Raw genomic sequence first — 15,191 nt, 5'->3', positions numbered from 1 at the left:
ATGGCCGCCCCCGGCATTACCGAAGAGTGGAACTGGGGTACCATCTGGTGCGCGCCGCCGTCGCCCACAACAAGGCCGGCGGCAGAGGCAGATTGCGTAGTTAACCGCCGAGGTCGAGCCGGCGGAGGCGCTCGGGGTCGGCGAGCACGTCAATTTCGACGATCTTCCCGCGGGCGATCGTGAAGCCCATGACAGAAAGCAGCCGTCCATCCGGAAGCCAGGACGCGATTCCCGCGGCTCCATTCACGAGTACCGGTCGTACGAACGCGACAAGCCGCGAGAAAGTGAGCGCCTGCTCGGCCACGGCCCGCGCACCGCGGACCAGCCGCGATGCTCCCGGAGCCGCGGAGCCGCGGTCGGCTCGGAGCACGACGTCTGGGTCGAGCACCGTGAGCAGCGCATCGAAGTCACCGCCGCGCGAGGCCGCGAGAAAGGCGTCGACGACTGACCGCTGGCGGGTGAGATCGACGTCGGGAACGGTCGCCGCGCCCCGCACCCGGCGGCGTGCGCGGCTCGCGAGTTGCCGTGCCGCAACCGGGGAGCGCCCGACGATGGACGCGATCTCATCGAAGGGGACGTCGAACATGTCGTGCAGCACGAACGCGAGCCGTTCGGCGGGAGCGAGCGTTTCGAGCACCACGAGCAGCGCGAGACCGACCGAGTCGGCCAGGAGCGCTTCGTGCTCGGGGTCGAACCGATCCTCGCGGCCCACGATCGGGTCGGGCACGTGCACGCCCAGGGACTCCTCCCGCCGCGACTTGCGCGCGCGCAGCATGTCGAGGCACACCCGCGCGACCACCGTCGTCAGCCATCCCCCGAGGTTCTCGACGCCGCTCGCGCCGGAGCGGCTGAGCCGCAGCCAGGCGTCCTGGACGGCGTCGTCCGCCTCGCTCAGCGAGCCCAGCATTCGGTAGGCCACCGCTCTTAGGTGGGTCCGGTGGGCCTCGAACCGTCCCGCCAGCCAGTCGCTCCCGCCCACGGTCACGTTTCCTCCTTGCGATCCGTCATCACTATGACGGATGAAGCCCAATCGATGTGACAATGGGAAGTCGAGCGGATATGAACGCATTGTGGAAGGAGACAGCCATGCAAGCAAGTGTGAAAAACCCAGTGCCAGCAGTTCCCGACGCCCAGGGCACATTTCTTCCTCCCATCGAAAACCCCAAGGGGGTGATGATGAAGCTGGTGTTCTACTTTACACGCCGGCAGTTTGGCAAAGTGCTTACACCGCTGACGGTGTATTCCGCCCGATTGCCGCTTGCATTCGGCGTGTTCTACGGTAAGGTCAGCGCGCTGGATAAGAAGCTGTCGCTGCCGCCGGAAACGGCGGTGCTCATCCGTGTACAGGTGGCGCGTATCAACGTCTGCCTTTTCTGCATCGATGCTGCCCGCGCGGCCGTGATCAAAGCGGCGATGAATGAAGCCAAATTCGATGCCCTGGAGCACTATCAGACCAGCTCACTCTTTACCGATGCAGAACGTGCCGCTCTGAACTATGTGACGGAGTTGACAAGGGACAAAAAGGTGAACCCGAACACTTTTGCCCGCATGTCCGCCTATTATTCCGACCGCCAAATCTGCGAGATCGTGTGGCTTGTCGCCAGCGAGCACATTTACAACATGACAAATATCGGTCTGAACATCCACTCGGACATGCTCTGCGACGTCATGAGGAAGAAGAAGTAGACAGGGACAATCCGGGTGAAAGAGCGCTGCGAGGTCTCCGATGGAGCGCGCCTGACGGCGAGCGGACGTACGCTTTACGCGAACGTCTCCGTCCGTACCACCAGAGCGAGCCGCTCAGCCGCCGAGAACGGAAACCTCCACAACCTCGCCACTGCGCCTCCACGGCGTGCCCACAAGGGCATCGTACGTTCATGAGAGACGCCGGTCGTGTCGATTTCGAAGCCGTCCGTCCGACTATCTAGTGTGAGAGAAGGACCGTCCCCGGTCCGGGCGGGGAGAGAAGAGGTTCTCATGGGACGTACGTTGAGACGCAATGGAAGCACGGCGGGCAAAGTCCTTTGGCATGTGACGATGTCCTTAGACGGCTTCATCGCCGGCCCGGGCGACGTTATGGACCGGATCTTGCGATATTCGGGACCGCACGAGGCGTCCGCCATGAGGGCGATCACCGACGAGGTCGTCAGCACAACCGGTGCGGTGCTGGTGGGGCGGCGCAGCTACGACACCGGGAGAAGAAACGGGCAGCGCGCCGAATTCAGCACAGTCTACGGCGGAGCCTGGACCGGACCGCAATTCGTACTCACCCACCGCGCCCCGGACGTTCCCGAAGATCCGACGATCACATTCCTCTCAGGGGATATCCATCGCGCCGTCACCACGGCCCTTCGCGCCGCCAAGGGCAAAAATGTGGTTGTGATCGGCGCCAACGTCGCGCAGCAGTGCATCCACGCACGCCTTGTCGACGAGATCCTCGTTCGTCTGGCGCCGGTCTTACTCGGCGAGGGCGTCCGGCTGTACGGCGGACCTTGGACCCTGCCGATCGACTTGGAAACGGCGAGCATAACCCGGTCAGGGCAGCTGACGAATCTCCGCTTCCGCGTCGTCAGGTCGCCGTCCACATGACAATGCGGCCCGGCGTGATGCCGAGCACGGGGCGCTCTTCAAGCCGCATCGTTCTGTACTGACGGTACTTCCGGCGGAGGGCTCTAAGCGCCGCGGCATGCTCGGCCGCGCCAGGCTGAATCACCTCGGCCGTGCCGATGACGAGGACGTACCAAAGGCGGCGCCAGTCTTCCCGGTACGCGTCCACCACGAGGGCGACGTGCGGATTCGCCGCGATATTGCGGACCCGTTTGAGGCGCCGGGGCGCCGCGCGCTTCGGTTTCTCGTCGATCGCCGAATAGAGCCGGCGGCCGCGAACCGCGAAACAGATCGGTACTACGCTCGGCCGGCCCTGCCGGTCGGCCGTCGCCAGCCGCGCGACGCGCGCGCGCCGGAGCACCCCGTCCGGCCTCGCTAGGCTGGTCCCAGCCACCGCTCGACCAGCGTGATGAGCGCCGTGTGATCCTCGCCCGCCAGGCCCGACTCGGCCGCCGCCCGCCACGCTTGCCGGACGACTTCCCCGAGCACCATGGGGACGCCCAGACCGCCGGCGACGTCGAGGCAGATGTCGAGGTCCTTCAGGTACTGGGCGACGGTGAAGCCGGCCGTGAACCGCCGGGGCAGCATGTACTGCGCGACCTTGTGCTCCGTGGTGTAACTGCGGCCGGTCGAGCGGTTCACCGCGTCGAGCATCCGCACAGGGTCCACGCCGGCGCGGCGCGCCAGCGCGACGGCTTCGACGGCGCTCCAGATCGTCGTCGCCGACATCAGGTTGTTGATCGTCTTGGCGACGTCGCCGTCTCCCGGCGCATCCCCGACGTGGACGATCCCGCCGAAGCACTCGAGGACGGCCCGCTGCAACTCGATGAGGGCGGCGGGACCGCCGACCATCACGCAGAGGGTGCCCTGTTCCGCGCCGCGCACGCCGCCGGAGACCGGGGCATCGAGCACCCCGACCCCGCGGGCGGCCAGATCGGCGGCGAGCCGCCGGGTGACGGCCGGGTGCGACGAGGTCATCTCGAGCAGCGTCTGCCCGGGCCGGACGGCGGCGGCGAGTCCGCGGTCACCGTAGGCGGCGTGCTCGACCGCCGGTCCGTCCGGCAGCATGGTGATGATCACGTCCGCCTCACCGGCCGCCTCCGCCACGCTCGAGGCGGACGCGGCCCCGTCGCGCCGCGCCGCCGCGAGGGCGTCGTCGTTGAGGTCGTATCCGGTCACCCGATAGCCGGCCTGCACGAGCCGCCGGGCCATCGGGCGCCCCATGCGGCCCAGGCCGACAAATCCGATCCGTTGAGTCTCCATACCCGGGTATTTCTGTGCGCCGGCCGCCTCTCCATGCGGCCCTGAATTCCCCCGCCCTAGCGGCCTCGTCTCCGCGCCCGATCCCGCCATCGGGCAACGATCCGAGGCCGAATGACGGGAAATCGCCATTGGCCCATGACGGCGTATGGGGATGGTCGTGCAGCCGCGCCGGGTTACAGTGCGGGTAAGGACGGTGCCGACAAAACGCAAGCGGAGGTGGGAGACAATGACATCCAACCTGACAAGAGCGGCGTGGCGGGCGCTCGCGGTCGGGATCCTCGGGGGCCTCGCGGCAATGGTGCCGGGGACGGCGGGCTCGGCCGCGGCGGCGCACACGGTTGAACTGTCGATCGTGGCGGGTAAGAACGCGGCCGGCGGGGGCTTCGATTTCAACGGGTACCAGCGCGGCGGGATGACGATTACCGTGCCCCTCGGCTGGCGGGTCGTCGTGCACTTTGTGAACGCCAACGACCTCCCCCACAGCCTGGCGGTGTTGCCCTCCGGCGCGAACCAGCAGCCGGCGCCGTCGGCCGCCCCGGTATTCTCGGGTGCGACGACCAAAGATCCCGCAACGGGACTCCCCAAGGGCGCCAAGGAGACATTCACCTTCGAGGCGAGCAAGGCCGGGACGTACGAGTTGATCTGCGGCGTCTCGGGACACGCAGTCGCCGGGATGTGGGACAAACTGGTCGTCTCCCCCACGGCCCAGGCACCGAGTGTCGCTCCGGCGGGCGCCGCGTCGCTCGTCGCGGGTGCGAACTAAGGGTTGGCAGCCGAACGACGACGCGAGCCCGGCGCAGGCCGGGCCTCGCGCATCCGGCCGACGGGAGGCGACCATGATAAGAGGCCGACGATATCTGGTCGTGGTGGCGGGCGCGGTGCTCCTCGCGGCCGGCGTCTTCGTGGTGCGCCTGGGCGCGTCGCCGCTACCGCACCCGCGGACGATTACGCTCACCGCGTCGCAGTGGCGGTATACGCCGGGCATCGTGACCGTGAACGAGGGTGACCCGGTCACCCTGATCATCAAGGCCGACGACGTGACCCATGGATTCTACCTCGACGGCTACAACGTCACCGAAACCGTGGTGCCCGGCCAAACGGTCACCGCGCGGTTCGTGGCGACGCGGAGCGGACGATGGATGTTCCGGTGCGCGGTCACGTGCGGACCGTTCCATCCGTACATGATCGGCTGGCTGCGCGTTCAGCCCAATGTCACGCTGCGGCTGGGTCTGCTGGCGCTCGGCACGATCGGCGCCACGGTGCTCTACGCCGCGTGGGAGGAGGGACGGAAGCCATGAGTGCGGTGGATCGGGTGGCGGCGGACACCGCGACGGCCGTGGCCGGCGGAACCGCGGCCGGCAACGCCCGACCGCGCGACGTCTTCCTCGGCCTCGTGCCCGTGGACGCGCGTCTCGAGCTGACGAAGGCGCCGTGGCTGCGCCGCCTGCTGCGAAGCCGCTGGACGACCTTCCTGCCGACCGCGCTGAACCTCTTCCTGTTCCTGGTCATCCTCGCCGCCGGCATCGTCGGCACGCCTGTGGGCAACGCGAACATCGCGATCGTGTTCATTTGGATCCTGTGGTGGTCGGCGCTGATGCTGGTGCTCGTCCCGTTCGCGTCCCGCCTCTGGTGCGGGATGTGCCCCCTGCCCGTGCTGGGCGAGTGGCTGCAGCGCCTCTCCCTCGTCCGGCGCAGCTGGCGCCGGCCGCTCGGCCTGTCGCTGAAATGGCCCAAGAAGCTGCGCAGCATGTGGCTCGTGAACGGCGTGTTTCTGGGCGTCGCGGCGTTCAGCGGGATCATCACGACGCGGCCGTGGGCGACCGTGGCGCTCCTGGGCTCGATCATGGTCCTGGGCACGGGCCTTTTCCTCGTCTACGAGCGGCGGACGTTCTGCCGCTACCTCTGTCCGGTCGGGGGCTTCCTCGGCCTGTACGCTAATTTCGCGGCGCTGGAGATCCGGCCGAAGAGCACGCCGGTCTGCGTCGGCCACAAGTCCAAGGAGTGCATCCTCGGCAGCGCCGCGGGCCACGGCTGCCCGTGGCTCGAGCAGCCGACCAGCCTGAAACGCAACACCTACTGCGGGCTCTGCCTCGAATGTTTCCGCTGCTGCTCGCATGACAACATGGGTCTGTACGTCCGCCCGTTCGGGACGGATCTCCTGGTGGAGTCGCACCGCGGTCTCGACGAGTCGTGGAAGGCGTTCATCATGCTCGGCGCGGCGGCCGTCTACTCGGCGACGATGATGGGGCCGTGGGGCACGCTCAAGGACTGGGCGAACCTCCGGTCGCTCGGCGGGTGGGCGTTGTTTGCCGCGGGGCTCGTCACGGTCCTGGCCGGCGTGCTGCCGGCGCTGCACGGCGCCTCCGCCTGGTTGTCCTGGCGGCTTGCGGGGCGCACCGTGCCGTTTCGCCGCGTGTTCACGAACTTCGCCTATCACCTGGTGCCGATCGGGCTGCTGGCGTGGATCGGGTTCAGCTTCGCGATCCTGCTGCCGAACGGGTCGTACGTGCTGCGGATCATCTCCGACCCCTTCGGCTGGGGCTGGAATCTCTTCGGGACCGCGCATTTCGCCTGGACGCCGATCCTCACGAGCTGGCTGCCGGCGCTGCAGGCCGCGGCCCTCCTCTTCGGGTTCGTGTATTCGCTCGACGTGGCCTGGAAGATCGCCCGGCAGACGTTTCCCGCGCCGGCCGCGGCGGCCCGCGCGGTGATGCCGCAGATCGTGCTGCTCGGCGGGATTACGGCGGCATTCCTCTGGCTGTTCGTGGGATAGGAGGCCCAAGATGCGAACCCACGTGAACGCCCTATCGACACGGGGACGACGCACGCTGGCCGCGGTGCGGGCGGCGGCGGCGCGCGTCCGCGCGGTCGGAGCGGGTGAACTGGCCGCGCTCGGCGTCGCCGCGGCGGTGCTCGTGGTGGGGCCGGCCACGGTGTTCGCGTACGGCCGGTGGATGGATCGTCACGTGGTCGTGGTCCACGCGACCCAGTGGCAGTACGCGCCGAACGTTCTGCACGCGACCGCGGGGGTGCCGCTCCGGATCCGGCTCGAGTCGGAGGACGTCGTGCATGGGTTCAAAATCCTGGGTCTGGACGCGCAAGTCACCGAACTGATTCCGGGGAAATCGATCGAGCTGACGGTGACCGCTCCCAAACCCGGCACATACCTGTACATGTGCACGACCTACTGCGGGGTGCGGCACGCGACGATGTTCGGACGATTAATCGTGACGCCTCCCTAGCGGCCGAGACCGGACGGGTCCCGCCGGCCGGAGGAGTCCAGGGACGAAAATCGGAAATTCAGAACGGGGCTCGGCGTGCCGCGGACCGGGGCGAGAAAAGAGCGCGCGGTCGTGAGAGCACGACGAGAAGAGGGGGGAACAGGGGTGGCGAGCAGGTCGGGACGTGGCTTGTGCCTGAGGACGCGGGGCGCGCTTTCCATCGACGTGGTGCGTGTGGTTGGCGGCCTGCGCGCCGCGGTCTTCGGTATCCTGGCGCTCGCCATCGCGTTCTGGTGGACTCCGCGCGCCGATGCCCTGCCGAGTTTCGCCGGACAAACAGGGGCACCGTGCAGCGCCTGCCACATCGGCGGGTTCGGGCCGCAACTGACGCCGTTCGGTATCGCTTTCAGAGCGAACGGATATACCTGGCGTGGCGGCACCGGCCCCTGGGCGAATATTCCGATCAACATCCTCGTTACACCGAGCCTCCAAATCGACGCGAAGGCCCTGCCGGCGGCGCCCGCAGGGTACGGCACGAATAACTTTTTCAATCTCCTGGGGAGCGGCAGCGGCATCTTTATCACGGGCGGGTATTCGTTCAACGGCAAGTTTGGCATCGGCGGATTTGAACAAATTGGGTTCAGCGGCGTCCCCGGGGGATCGGTCACCGCGGTAGAAGCCACGTCGGATCTTCGGCTCACGAAACCGTTGACGATCGGGAATCACTCGCTCTTGCTGGGGTTCGATCTCACGAATACGCCGTCGGGGAGCGATCCCTACAACTCGCTGTACAATGGCTTTCAGTTCCCGTATTTGACGCCGTTCATCGGGCCTGCGCCGAGCGCGAGCCCGGCGATCAGTGCCCTCGGTACGACGGTATATGGCCTGAGTCTGTCGGCCTTGTACGACAACAAGCTCTATATCGAAGGCGGGCTCTACCAATCATGGAGCGCGAGTACGCTCAGCACCATGAACATCAGTCCGTCGAGCCTGGGAGTCATTTCCGGCACCGCCCCGTATTTCCGGCTCGCCTACCAGCACTCGTGGGGCAGCAACTTCCTCGAAGTCGGCGGGGTGTACATGGACATCCCGCTCCAGCAAGTCCCGGGCGCCGTAACCCCGTCGGACCAAAATCGGTACATCGATTGGGGTCTCGACGCCACGTACCAGCATACCTTCGGGCCGGACACCCTCGCGATTACCAGCAATATCCTGTTTGAGACGCAAACACTGACGGCGTCCAACGCGGCGGGCCTGTCCAGCAATCTTTCCAACGATCTGACGCAGTTCCGCATCGCCGCGGCCTATTACTGGCGCAACACCTATGGAGTCACGCTGGCCTATGCCAGCACCTTTGGAAGTGCGGACCCGACGCTGTACGCGCCCGCGTCGCTGACCGGGAGCGCAAACGGATACCCGAATTCGCAGGCGATCGTTGCGCAAATCGATTGGACGCCCTTTGGCAACGACACCACCCACGCGGGCTACCCATGGCTCAATGTGCGGATCGCACTGCAGTATACTTATTATCTGAAGTTCAACGGCGGGACGACCAATTACGATGGGTTCGGACGCAACGCGAACGACAACAACAACCTTCTCTTGTTCACCTGGTGGGCGTTCTAGCCGGGCCGCGCGCTCCTGGGCCGCGTTCATCGTCTGTGCCGCGCTCGGCACCGGCACCACCGCGTACGCCGCGGGTATGGTCGGCGAGATCCGGGGCAGCGTGGCAGATCAAACAGCTCCGGCGCACCCGGTGGCGGGGCGGGCGGTGCGTCTCGAGATCGTCGAGCCCGCCTTCAGCTCGACGCGGGTCACGACGACTGACGCTCAGGGCCGCTTCGCGTTCCCCGGCCTACCGGTCGGCGGCGGACCTCGGGTGTTCGTGGTGCACGTGGAATACGGCGGAGTTCCGTATACCGCCCGGATCGTCCTGACCGCCGCCGCCCCCGTGCGCAACGTGCCGCTGTCCGTATTCGCCGCTACGCCCGACCGGGCCGCCGTGCACGGGACGGTGGTATTCGTCGTCCTCGAGCTCGTGCACGACGCACTTCGCGTGAGCGTGATCCAGCAGCTCCACAACGCGACCGATCGAGTCGTGGCGGTGACGGACCGGGATCCCCTCGTGTTCCCGTTGCCGCTGGTGTCCCCGGCGCCGCGGGCGGCCGAGCCGGTCGAGTTCGTCGACGGATGGCGCAATCCGCACATTCGAGACCGCACGATTACGGATGCGATCCCCGTGATGCCCGGCGCCACACAGGTCGCGTACGCGTTCGGGGTTGAGCCGCGCTCCCGGTCGGCGACGCTGGGGTGGGAGTTCCCCTACGGCGCGACCGACCTGGAGCTCCTGGCGGACCCGAACATCCGGGTGTCCGGTACGGCACTGCGTGCCGGCGGTATCGTTGCGGAACGCGGGCGCCACTACGGGCGGTGGTCCGGCGGCCCCGTGTCTGCCGGAGGCGCGGTGTCGGTGCGCGTCGACGGACTGCCGGTGGTTGTCGACCGCCTGCCCGGAATTGTGGCCGCCGGGCTTGCGCTTGCGCTGGCGTGCGGGCTGGTGCTGGCCCTGCGCCGTGACCCCGCTCCGCCGCAGGGTTGAGTCGAGTATCGACGGGGGTGGTTACGGGGACGGCGGCTCGTCGTCGATCAACCGCTCGCGGATGGCGAACCGCACAAGCTCCGCGCGGTTGTGCAGGCCGAGCTTGTTCATGATGTTGGTGCGGTGGCGCTCGACCGTGTTGGGGCTCAGGCAGAGCTGCTCGGCGATCGCCTTGCCGGTCAGCCCCTCGGCGATGAGCGTGAGCACTTCGCGCTCGCGCGCGGTGAGCCCGGCGCCGGCTCCCTCGGCCTGGCGTTCGCCGGCGCGGCGGTATTCGGTGAGCATGCGCTTTGCCTGTTCCGGCGTCAGATACGCGGTGCCCGCCGCCGCCGCGCGCACCGCGGCCAGCAACTGCGCCGGGTCGGCGCCTTTGAGCACGTAGCCTTCGGCGCCGGCGGCGAGGGCCTCGAGAAAGAACCGCTGGTCCGCGTGCATGGTCAGCGCGACGACGTGGACCTCCGCGATTTCGCCTTTGATACGGCGAATGGCCTCGAGCCCGCCCATTCCCGGCATATTGAGATCCATGACCGTCACGTCCGGCCGCAGCGTTTGGGCCATCGCCAACGCCTCTTCGCCCGTGCCGGCTTCCCCCACGACGGCGATGTCCCGCTGGCCCTCCAGAAACGACCGGATTCCCGCGCGGACGATCCGATGGTCGTCGGCGACCAGCACCCTAATCGGCATCCGGCGTCTCCTCGACGGGGATCCTGGCCGCGACGCGCGTGCCGCACCCCGGGTGGGACGTGACGGACAGCGTGCCGCCGAGCAGGGCGACCCGCTCCCGCATCCCGGCGAGGCCCCACCCGCGGCGTCCGGTGGGGGGCGCCGCCTCCGGGTCGAAGCCGCGGCCGTCGTCCTCGACCGAGATCTCGAGCCCGCCCGCCACGCGCGCCAAGGAAATGACGGCGCGCCTGGCCTGCGCGTGGCGGATCACGTTCGTGACAGCCTCCTGCGCGAGACGGAACGCCACCAGTTCGAGGCGCCGCGGGAGCCGCTCGTGCTCGTCGAGGCCCGAGATCGACACTTGGGCGTCGATGCCGGCCGCAGGCAGATGGGATTCGGCGTACCAGCGAATGGCCGGGACGAGCCCGAGATCGTCCAGGACCGCCGGGCGCAGGTCCAGCATGAGCCGCCGGACGTTCTCGATCATCTCGGAGGTCTGTTCGCGGACGGCCTGGAGCTGCGGCCGGATCCCATCCGCGTCGGGCTCCAGGGCGCCCTCCGCCGTTCCGAGCTGCATCACGAGGGCGGTCAAGCCCTGGCCGATCTCGTCGTGCAGCTCTCGGGCAATTCGGCGGCGCTCTTCCTCGTGGGCGAGCACGATCCGTTCGAGGAGCTGGCGGCGCAGGGCATGGGCCGCGCTGAGCTCCCGCGTGCGGCTGGCGACCCGGTCCTCGAGTTCGCGGTTCCAGGCGGCGATCTCGTCACGCGAGGCGCGCAGCTTCACCCGCATCGCCTCGAAAGCCTGCGCGAGCGCGCCGACCTCGTCGCGGCGTTCGACGTCCACGGTGTCGTCCAGATTGCCGCCGGCGATATGCTCCGCCGCCTTCCGCAGCCGGGCGAGCGGCCGCAGCATGCCCTTTGTGTCGAAAAAGGCCAGAGTGGACATCCCTACCATGATAACGGCTCCGAGCGCGAGCAGGCCGTTGCGAAGCGCATGCGGCAGCGAGAGCACAACGTCGCTGGGCTCCTCGAAGTTGACCGACCACCCCGGGTACTCGGCGAGCGGTGTGTACACGACGTAGTGCGGGCGCCGTGGAACGTTGTGGTACACAATGGCCTGCCTTCCCGGCCGAACCACCGGGGCGAGGATGGGGAGATGCTCGCTCGGCCGCCCGACCTCGGCGAGGACGGCCGACGCGCGGACGATGCCCTGCGCGTCCATGATTTCGAAGTCGAACGATGCCCCCACTGGGCCGTCGAAGATGCCCCTGAGGGCAAGGCGTTCGAGGTCCACGGCGCCCAGAAGAACGCCGCGATCGGCGAGAGGGACGGCGAGGGCCGTCAGATGCACGTTCGGCGCTATGGCGAGGGGAGGAAGCACGGCCGCGCCACCGGACGCTGCCGTCAAAACCGCCAGGGGGAGACCTCGCCGCATCGAGGCAAACCACGATGCCGGCTGGGACCAGATCACGCGGCCGTCCGGGCCAATGATCGCGAGCGCGGAAAACCTGCGGGCCCACTCGGAGTCTTCGAGGACCGCGGCGCGACGTTCGGGCGCACTTTCCTGAGATAGTTCCCACCCGAGATCTTCCAGCTCGTTTCGGTAACCCGTAAGGGTGGCGGCAATCCGGTCGGCAAGCGCGGTCCCGACCTGCAGCCGCTGCTGCAGCACGGTCGACGTGCTCTCTTGAACGGCCCGGAACGCGATAAAGGCAAACACGGTGAGAATGATGGCGGTGGCCGCCGCCACGCTGAGCGTGATCCGGGCCTGAAGCCCGAGCGATCGGGCCGGGGGCCTGCGGGTCAGGCGCGGTGTGCCGGGGACGGTGGCCGTACAGACACCCCCATGCGCGAGTCGGCGTTCTTGCTGCTTGTCCCTTCAGTATGATGGCGCGCCGGGCCAGGCGCCAATACGGCACCGATTCGATTGTGGAGGTCGGGCCGGGACCGGATGCCGGGCGGCTACCTCGGGTTCACGTCGAGTAATCGGCGAAACGGGCGGTCTGGGCCCGCGCGGTAGGGTCGGTGACCACATTGACGACGGCCGGCCTGCCGCTGGCCGCCGCCCGTTCCAGGGCCGGCCTGATGAGGCCCGGGTCCTCGACGTACTCGCCGTGGCAGCCGGCGGCCGCGAACATGAGGTCGTAGCGCGTGAAGCCGAGGTCGCGGCCGGTCTTGAATCGGTCGGTGGCGGTCCAGCCGCCGTTGTTCGAGATCACGCAGACGACCGGCAGGCGGTGCCGGAGGGCCGTGTCCATCTCCATGGCGTTGAGGCCGAAGGAGCCGTCGCCGTGGAGGACCACGACGAGGTTGTCGGGCATCGCCACCTTCGCGCCCAGCCCGAACGGCAGGCCCACCCCCATGCAGCCGTACGGCCCCGAATTGAGGCTGTGCGGGGCGTAGAAGGGGATCGAGCCCCGGGCGTAGTTGAGGATTTCCTGCCCGTCGACGCAGAGGATCGCGTCCCGCGGCAGGAAGTCGCGGACTTCCTTGCAGAGGCGGAGCGGATGGATGGGGCGTGCGTCCGAGGACATCCGCTCCTCTTGCTCGGCCCGCCTTTCTTCGTCCTGACCTGCCAGGTATGAGACCCAGCCGGTCCGCCGTTCGGGGTGGAACGCCTCGCCGCCGGCGTCGAGGATCTGCGCCAGGACGGCTTTGGCGTCTCCGGCGATGCCGGCGTGCGCGTGCCGGTTGCGGCCGATCTCCTCGGGGTCGATGTCGATCTGGATCAGCTTGGCCTCGGGATTCACGCGCGGCGGCCGGGCGTATCCGATCACGTAGTTTTGGCGCGTGCCCACCAAGACGATCAGGTCGGTCTCCCGCCACGCCGCGCCGCGCGCCCCCAAGAAGCAGAGCGGATGATCCTCGGGAATGACCCCGCGCCCCTGGGGCGTCGTATAAAAGGGAATTTGAGCCCGCTCCACGAGCGACCGCAACTCGCCCTCCGCTTCCGCCCACAGCACGCCGCTGCCGCTGATGAGAATCGGGCGCTCGGACGCGGCGATGAGCGCGAGGGCGCGCTCCACGGTCCGGGGGTCTCCCGGCGGCCGCCGGCGCTCCGCCTCGGCCGGGACCCTGCGGACCTGATCATCTGGTGTTTCGCGGTAGAGGACGTCCCCGGGCATGTCCAGGTAGACCGGTCCGGGCCGGGCGCCGAAGGCGTGGCGGAAGGCGGTGCCGACCAGCTCGGGGATGCGCCGCGGATCGTAGCAGCGCTCGGCCCAGCGGGTGATCGGGCGAAAGAGCGCCACCTGGTCGGTCTCCTGGAAGGCGCCCATCCCGGCATGGGAGACTGGGCTCGACCCGCCGATGGCGATCACCGGTGCGGAATCGACGAACGCGTTGGCGACCCCGGTGACGAGGTTCGCCGAACCAGGACCGCTGCAGGCCATGCAGACCGCCGGCCGCCGCCGGAGCCGGCTGTAGGCGTTGGCCGCCATCGCGGCCGCCTGCTCGTGCCGCACGTCGACCATCCGGATTTCCTGCCGCAGGCAGGCATTCTCGCAGTCGATCATGGGGCCGCCCATGAGGAAGAAAATCACGTCCACCCCGTGGTCTTTCAGGCAGCGCGCCAGGATCTCGTTGCCGGTCACGGTTCGCTCCCCTTAGATGACGCCCTGCTCGCGCAGACGGGCGAGTTCCTCGCCACTCAGTTCGAGAAGCTCCTCGTAGACCTCGCGATTGTGCTGGCCCAGCAGGGGCGCCGCCGCGACCGGTACGTGCGAGCGCTCCATCTTTACCGGCCAGCCCGGCATCTTGAGGCGTCCCCGCGTCGGATGGTCGACGGTCACGATCGCCTCACGGCGGTTCAGGTGCTCGTCCCCGGTCAACTCCAAGGTATCGAAGGTCGCGCCGGCCGGCACGCCGGCCGTGCCCAGACGCTCCATGGCCTCCCGCTTCGTGTACTGGCGGGTCCACGCCGAGATCGCCTCGTCGATCACGTCCGCATGGGCGGCCCGCTGCACCGGGTTCGCGAACCGCGGATCGTGTCTCAGATCGGGACGGCCGATCACATCAAGCAGGCGCTCCCACTGGTGGTTGGCCGCCCGGCTGGTGTAGATGAACACGTAGTCGTTGGGGCCGCCCGGCGTGCACGGGTAGATGCCGCTCGGCGCCGTCATGCCGAGCTGGCTCTGATTGCCCCACCGCTCCGCCGCGTGCCCCGTGAGCAACTGGCGGGCGAACGAGATCCGGCAGTAGTTGATCACCGCTTCCTGCATCGCCACTTCGACGCGCTGGCCGAGGCCGGTCCGCTGCCGCTGGACGAGCGCGGCGAGGACCCCGACCGCCAGATGAAGGCCGGCCCCGGTGTCGCCGATGGTCGGCCCGGGCTTGAGGGGCGGGTCCTGCGGCCGCCCAGTGAGGCTCATCGCGCCGCCGGCCGCCTGGGCGATCATGTCGAATGCCGGATAATTTCCGAAGGGGCCGTCCGGCGCGAACCCCTTGACCTGCGCGTAGACGGCGCGCGGATTGAGCCGCCGCACGTCATCGTAGCCAAACCCCAGCCGCTCGATGATGCCCGGAGCGAAGTTCTCGACGAACACGTCCGCCCGTTCGATCAGGCGGCCGAGCAGCCGCTTGCCCTCGGCGTGTTTGAGATTGAGGGTGACCGAGCGTTTGTTGGCGTTGAGGAGGAGGAAATAGTAGGAGTCGAGGCCGGGGACATCGGTCGACGCCGCCCGGCCCTGTTCACCCTTCCCCGGCGGCTCCACCTTGATGACGTCGGCGCCCAGCCAGGCGAGCGTCTCCGTACAGGAGGTGCCGGCTTCGAATTGGGTCAGGTCCACGACCCGGACGCCGCTGAGCGCCGATCCCGCGTCAGTCACGCCGTCCACCTT

General features: G+C 68.2%; 15 protein-coding genes. 8 read left to right on the top strand and 7 right to left on the bottom strand.

Translation table 11 applies throughout. The annotated features are described in order from the left end of the window. Positions 1 to 100: 100 nt before the first annotated feature. The gene (sigJ, locus tag VGZ23_14055) at positions 101 to 979 is read right to left on the bottom strand and encodes an RNA polymerase sigma factor SigJ (GenBank protein HEV2358712.1); all 879 of its coding nucleotides are present in this window, start codon (positions 977 to 979) and stop codon (positions 101 to 103) included. A gap of 107 nt (positions 980 to 1,086) precedes the next feature. Between sigJ and VGZ23_14050 the strand changes: the two genes are divergently transcribed. Both VGZ23_14050 and VGZ23_14045 read left to right on the top strand, forming a co-directional pair. After that, positions 1,087 to 1,686 (top strand): carboxymuconolactone decarboxylase family protein, encoded by a 600-nt coding sequence (locus tag VGZ23_14050; protein ID HEV2358711.1) that lies wholly within the window; start codon positions 1,087 to 1,089, stop codon positions 1,684 to 1,686. Positions 1,687 to 1,977: 291 nt separating this feature from the next. Further along, positions 1,978 to 2,589 (top strand): dihydrofolate reductase family protein, encoded by a 612-nt coding sequence (locus VGZ23_14045; protein ID HEV2358710.1) that lies wholly within the window; start codon positions 1,978 to 1,980, stop codon positions 2,587 to 2,589. Here the strand turns inward: VGZ23_14045 and VGZ23_14040 are convergent. Together VGZ23_14040 and VGZ23_14035 are read right to left on the bottom strand one after the other, a co-directional pair. Further along, positions 2,570 to 2,968 carry a TIGR03668 family PPOX class F420-dependent oxidoreductase gene (locus VGZ23_14040; protein HEV2358709.1) on the bottom strand — a complete coding sequence of 133 codons (399 nt, stop codon included), beginning with the start codon at positions 2,966 to 2,968 and terminating at the stop codon, positions 2,570 to 2,572. The two genes, VGZ23_14045 and VGZ23_14040, sit on opposite strands and share 20 nt — an antisense overlap. A 14-nt stretch (positions 2,969 to 2,982) precedes the next feature. Continuing rightward, a complete protein-coding gene (locus tag VGZ23_14035; GenBank protein ID HEV2358708.1) occupies positions 2,983 to 3,870 on the bottom strand; it encodes an NAD(P)-dependent oxidoreductase in 888 nt (295 codons plus the stop codon). 226 nt (positions 3,871 to 4,096) lie between these two features. On the opposite strand from VGZ23_14035, the gene VGZ23_14030 reads away from it, so the two are divergent. The 6 genes from VGZ23_14030 (at position 4,097) to VGZ23_14005 (ending at position 9,690) form a co-directional block, all read left to right on the top strand. Further along, entirely contained in the window at positions 4,097 to 4,633 is a 537-nt protein-coding gene (locus VGZ23_14030; GenBank protein ID HEV2358707.1) for a sulfocyanin-like copper-binding protein, read from the top strand. Positions 4,634 to 4,706: 73 nt separating this feature from the next. Then, a complete protein-coding gene (locus VGZ23_14025) occupies positions 4,707 to 5,168 on the top strand; it encodes a cupredoxin domain-containing protein (GenBank protein ID HEV2358706.1) in 462 nt (153 codons plus the stop codon). Further along, positions 5,165 to 6,643 carry a 4Fe-4S binding protein gene (locus VGZ23_14020; protein ID HEV2358705.1) on the top strand — a complete coding sequence of 493 codons (1,479 nt, stop codon included), beginning with the start codon at positions 5,165 to 5,167 and terminating at the stop codon, positions 6,641 to 6,643. The genes VGZ23_14025 and VGZ23_14020 overlap by 4 nt, the downstream gene beginning before the upstream one ends. Before the next feature lie 10 nt (positions 6,644 to 6,653). Continuing rightward, entirely contained in the window at positions 6,654 to 7,112 is a 459-nt protein-coding gene (locus tag VGZ23_14015; GenBank protein HEV2358704.1) for a cupredoxin domain-containing protein, read from the top strand. A 168-nt stretch (positions 7,113 to 7,280) separates the two neighbouring features. Next, a complete protein-coding gene (locus VGZ23_14010; GenBank protein HEV2358703.1) occupies positions 7,281 to 8,717 on the top strand; it encodes a hypothetical protein in 1,437 nt (478 codons plus the stop codon). A gap of 100 nt (positions 8,718 to 8,817) precedes the next feature. Beyond that, positions 8,818 to 9,690 carry a hypothetical protein gene (locus tag VGZ23_14005; GenBank protein ID HEV2358702.1) on the top strand — a complete coding sequence of 291 codons (873 nt, stop codon included), beginning with the start codon at positions 8,818 to 8,820 and terminating at the stop codon, positions 9,688 to 9,690. 21 nt (positions 9,691 to 9,711) lie between these two features. On the opposite strand, the gene VGZ23_14000 is transcribed toward VGZ23_14005, so the two are convergent. The 4 genes from VGZ23_14000 to VGZ23_13985 all read right to left on the bottom strand — a co-directional run bounded on the left by VGZ23_14000 (position 9,712) and on the right by VGZ23_13985 (position 15,179). Further along, a complete protein-coding gene (locus VGZ23_14000) occupies positions 9,712 to 10,374 on the bottom strand; it encodes a response regulator transcription factor (protein HEV2358701.1) in 663 nt (220 codons plus the stop codon). Continuing rightward, complete coding sequence (locus tag VGZ23_13995) at positions 10,364 to 12,103, bottom strand: histidine kinase (GenBank protein ID HEV2358700.1); 1,740 nt, start codon at positions 12,101 to 12,103, stop codon at positions 10,364 to 10,366. The genes VGZ23_14000 and VGZ23_13995 overlap by 11 nt, the downstream gene beginning before the upstream one ends. Before the next feature lie 223 nt (positions 12,104 to 12,326). Continuing rightward, on the bottom strand, positions 12,327 to 13,946 hold the full coding sequence (locus tag VGZ23_13990; protein HEV2358699.1) for a thiamine pyrophosphate-binding protein: 1,620 nt from the start codon (positions 13,944 to 13,946) through the stop codon (positions 12,327 to 12,329). A 12-nt stretch (positions 13,947 to 13,958) separates the two neighbouring features. Then, positions 13,959 to 15,179: a CoA transferase gene (locus VGZ23_13985; protein HEV2358698.1), complete on the bottom strand. Its 1,221-nt coding sequence runs from the start codon at positions 15,177 to 15,179 to the stop codon at positions 13,959 to 13,961. Positions 15,180 to 15,191 lie beyond the last annotated feature (12 nt).

The sequence above is a fragment of the bacterium genome, from assembly GCA_035945995.1.
Taxonomy (GTDB): Bacteria; Sysuimicrobiota; Sysuimicrobiia; order Sysuimicrobiales; family Segetimicrobiaceae; genus DASSJF01.
Note: the sequence above shows the minus strand (reverse complement) of the source record. Positions and strands in the feature narration are given on the sequence as shown.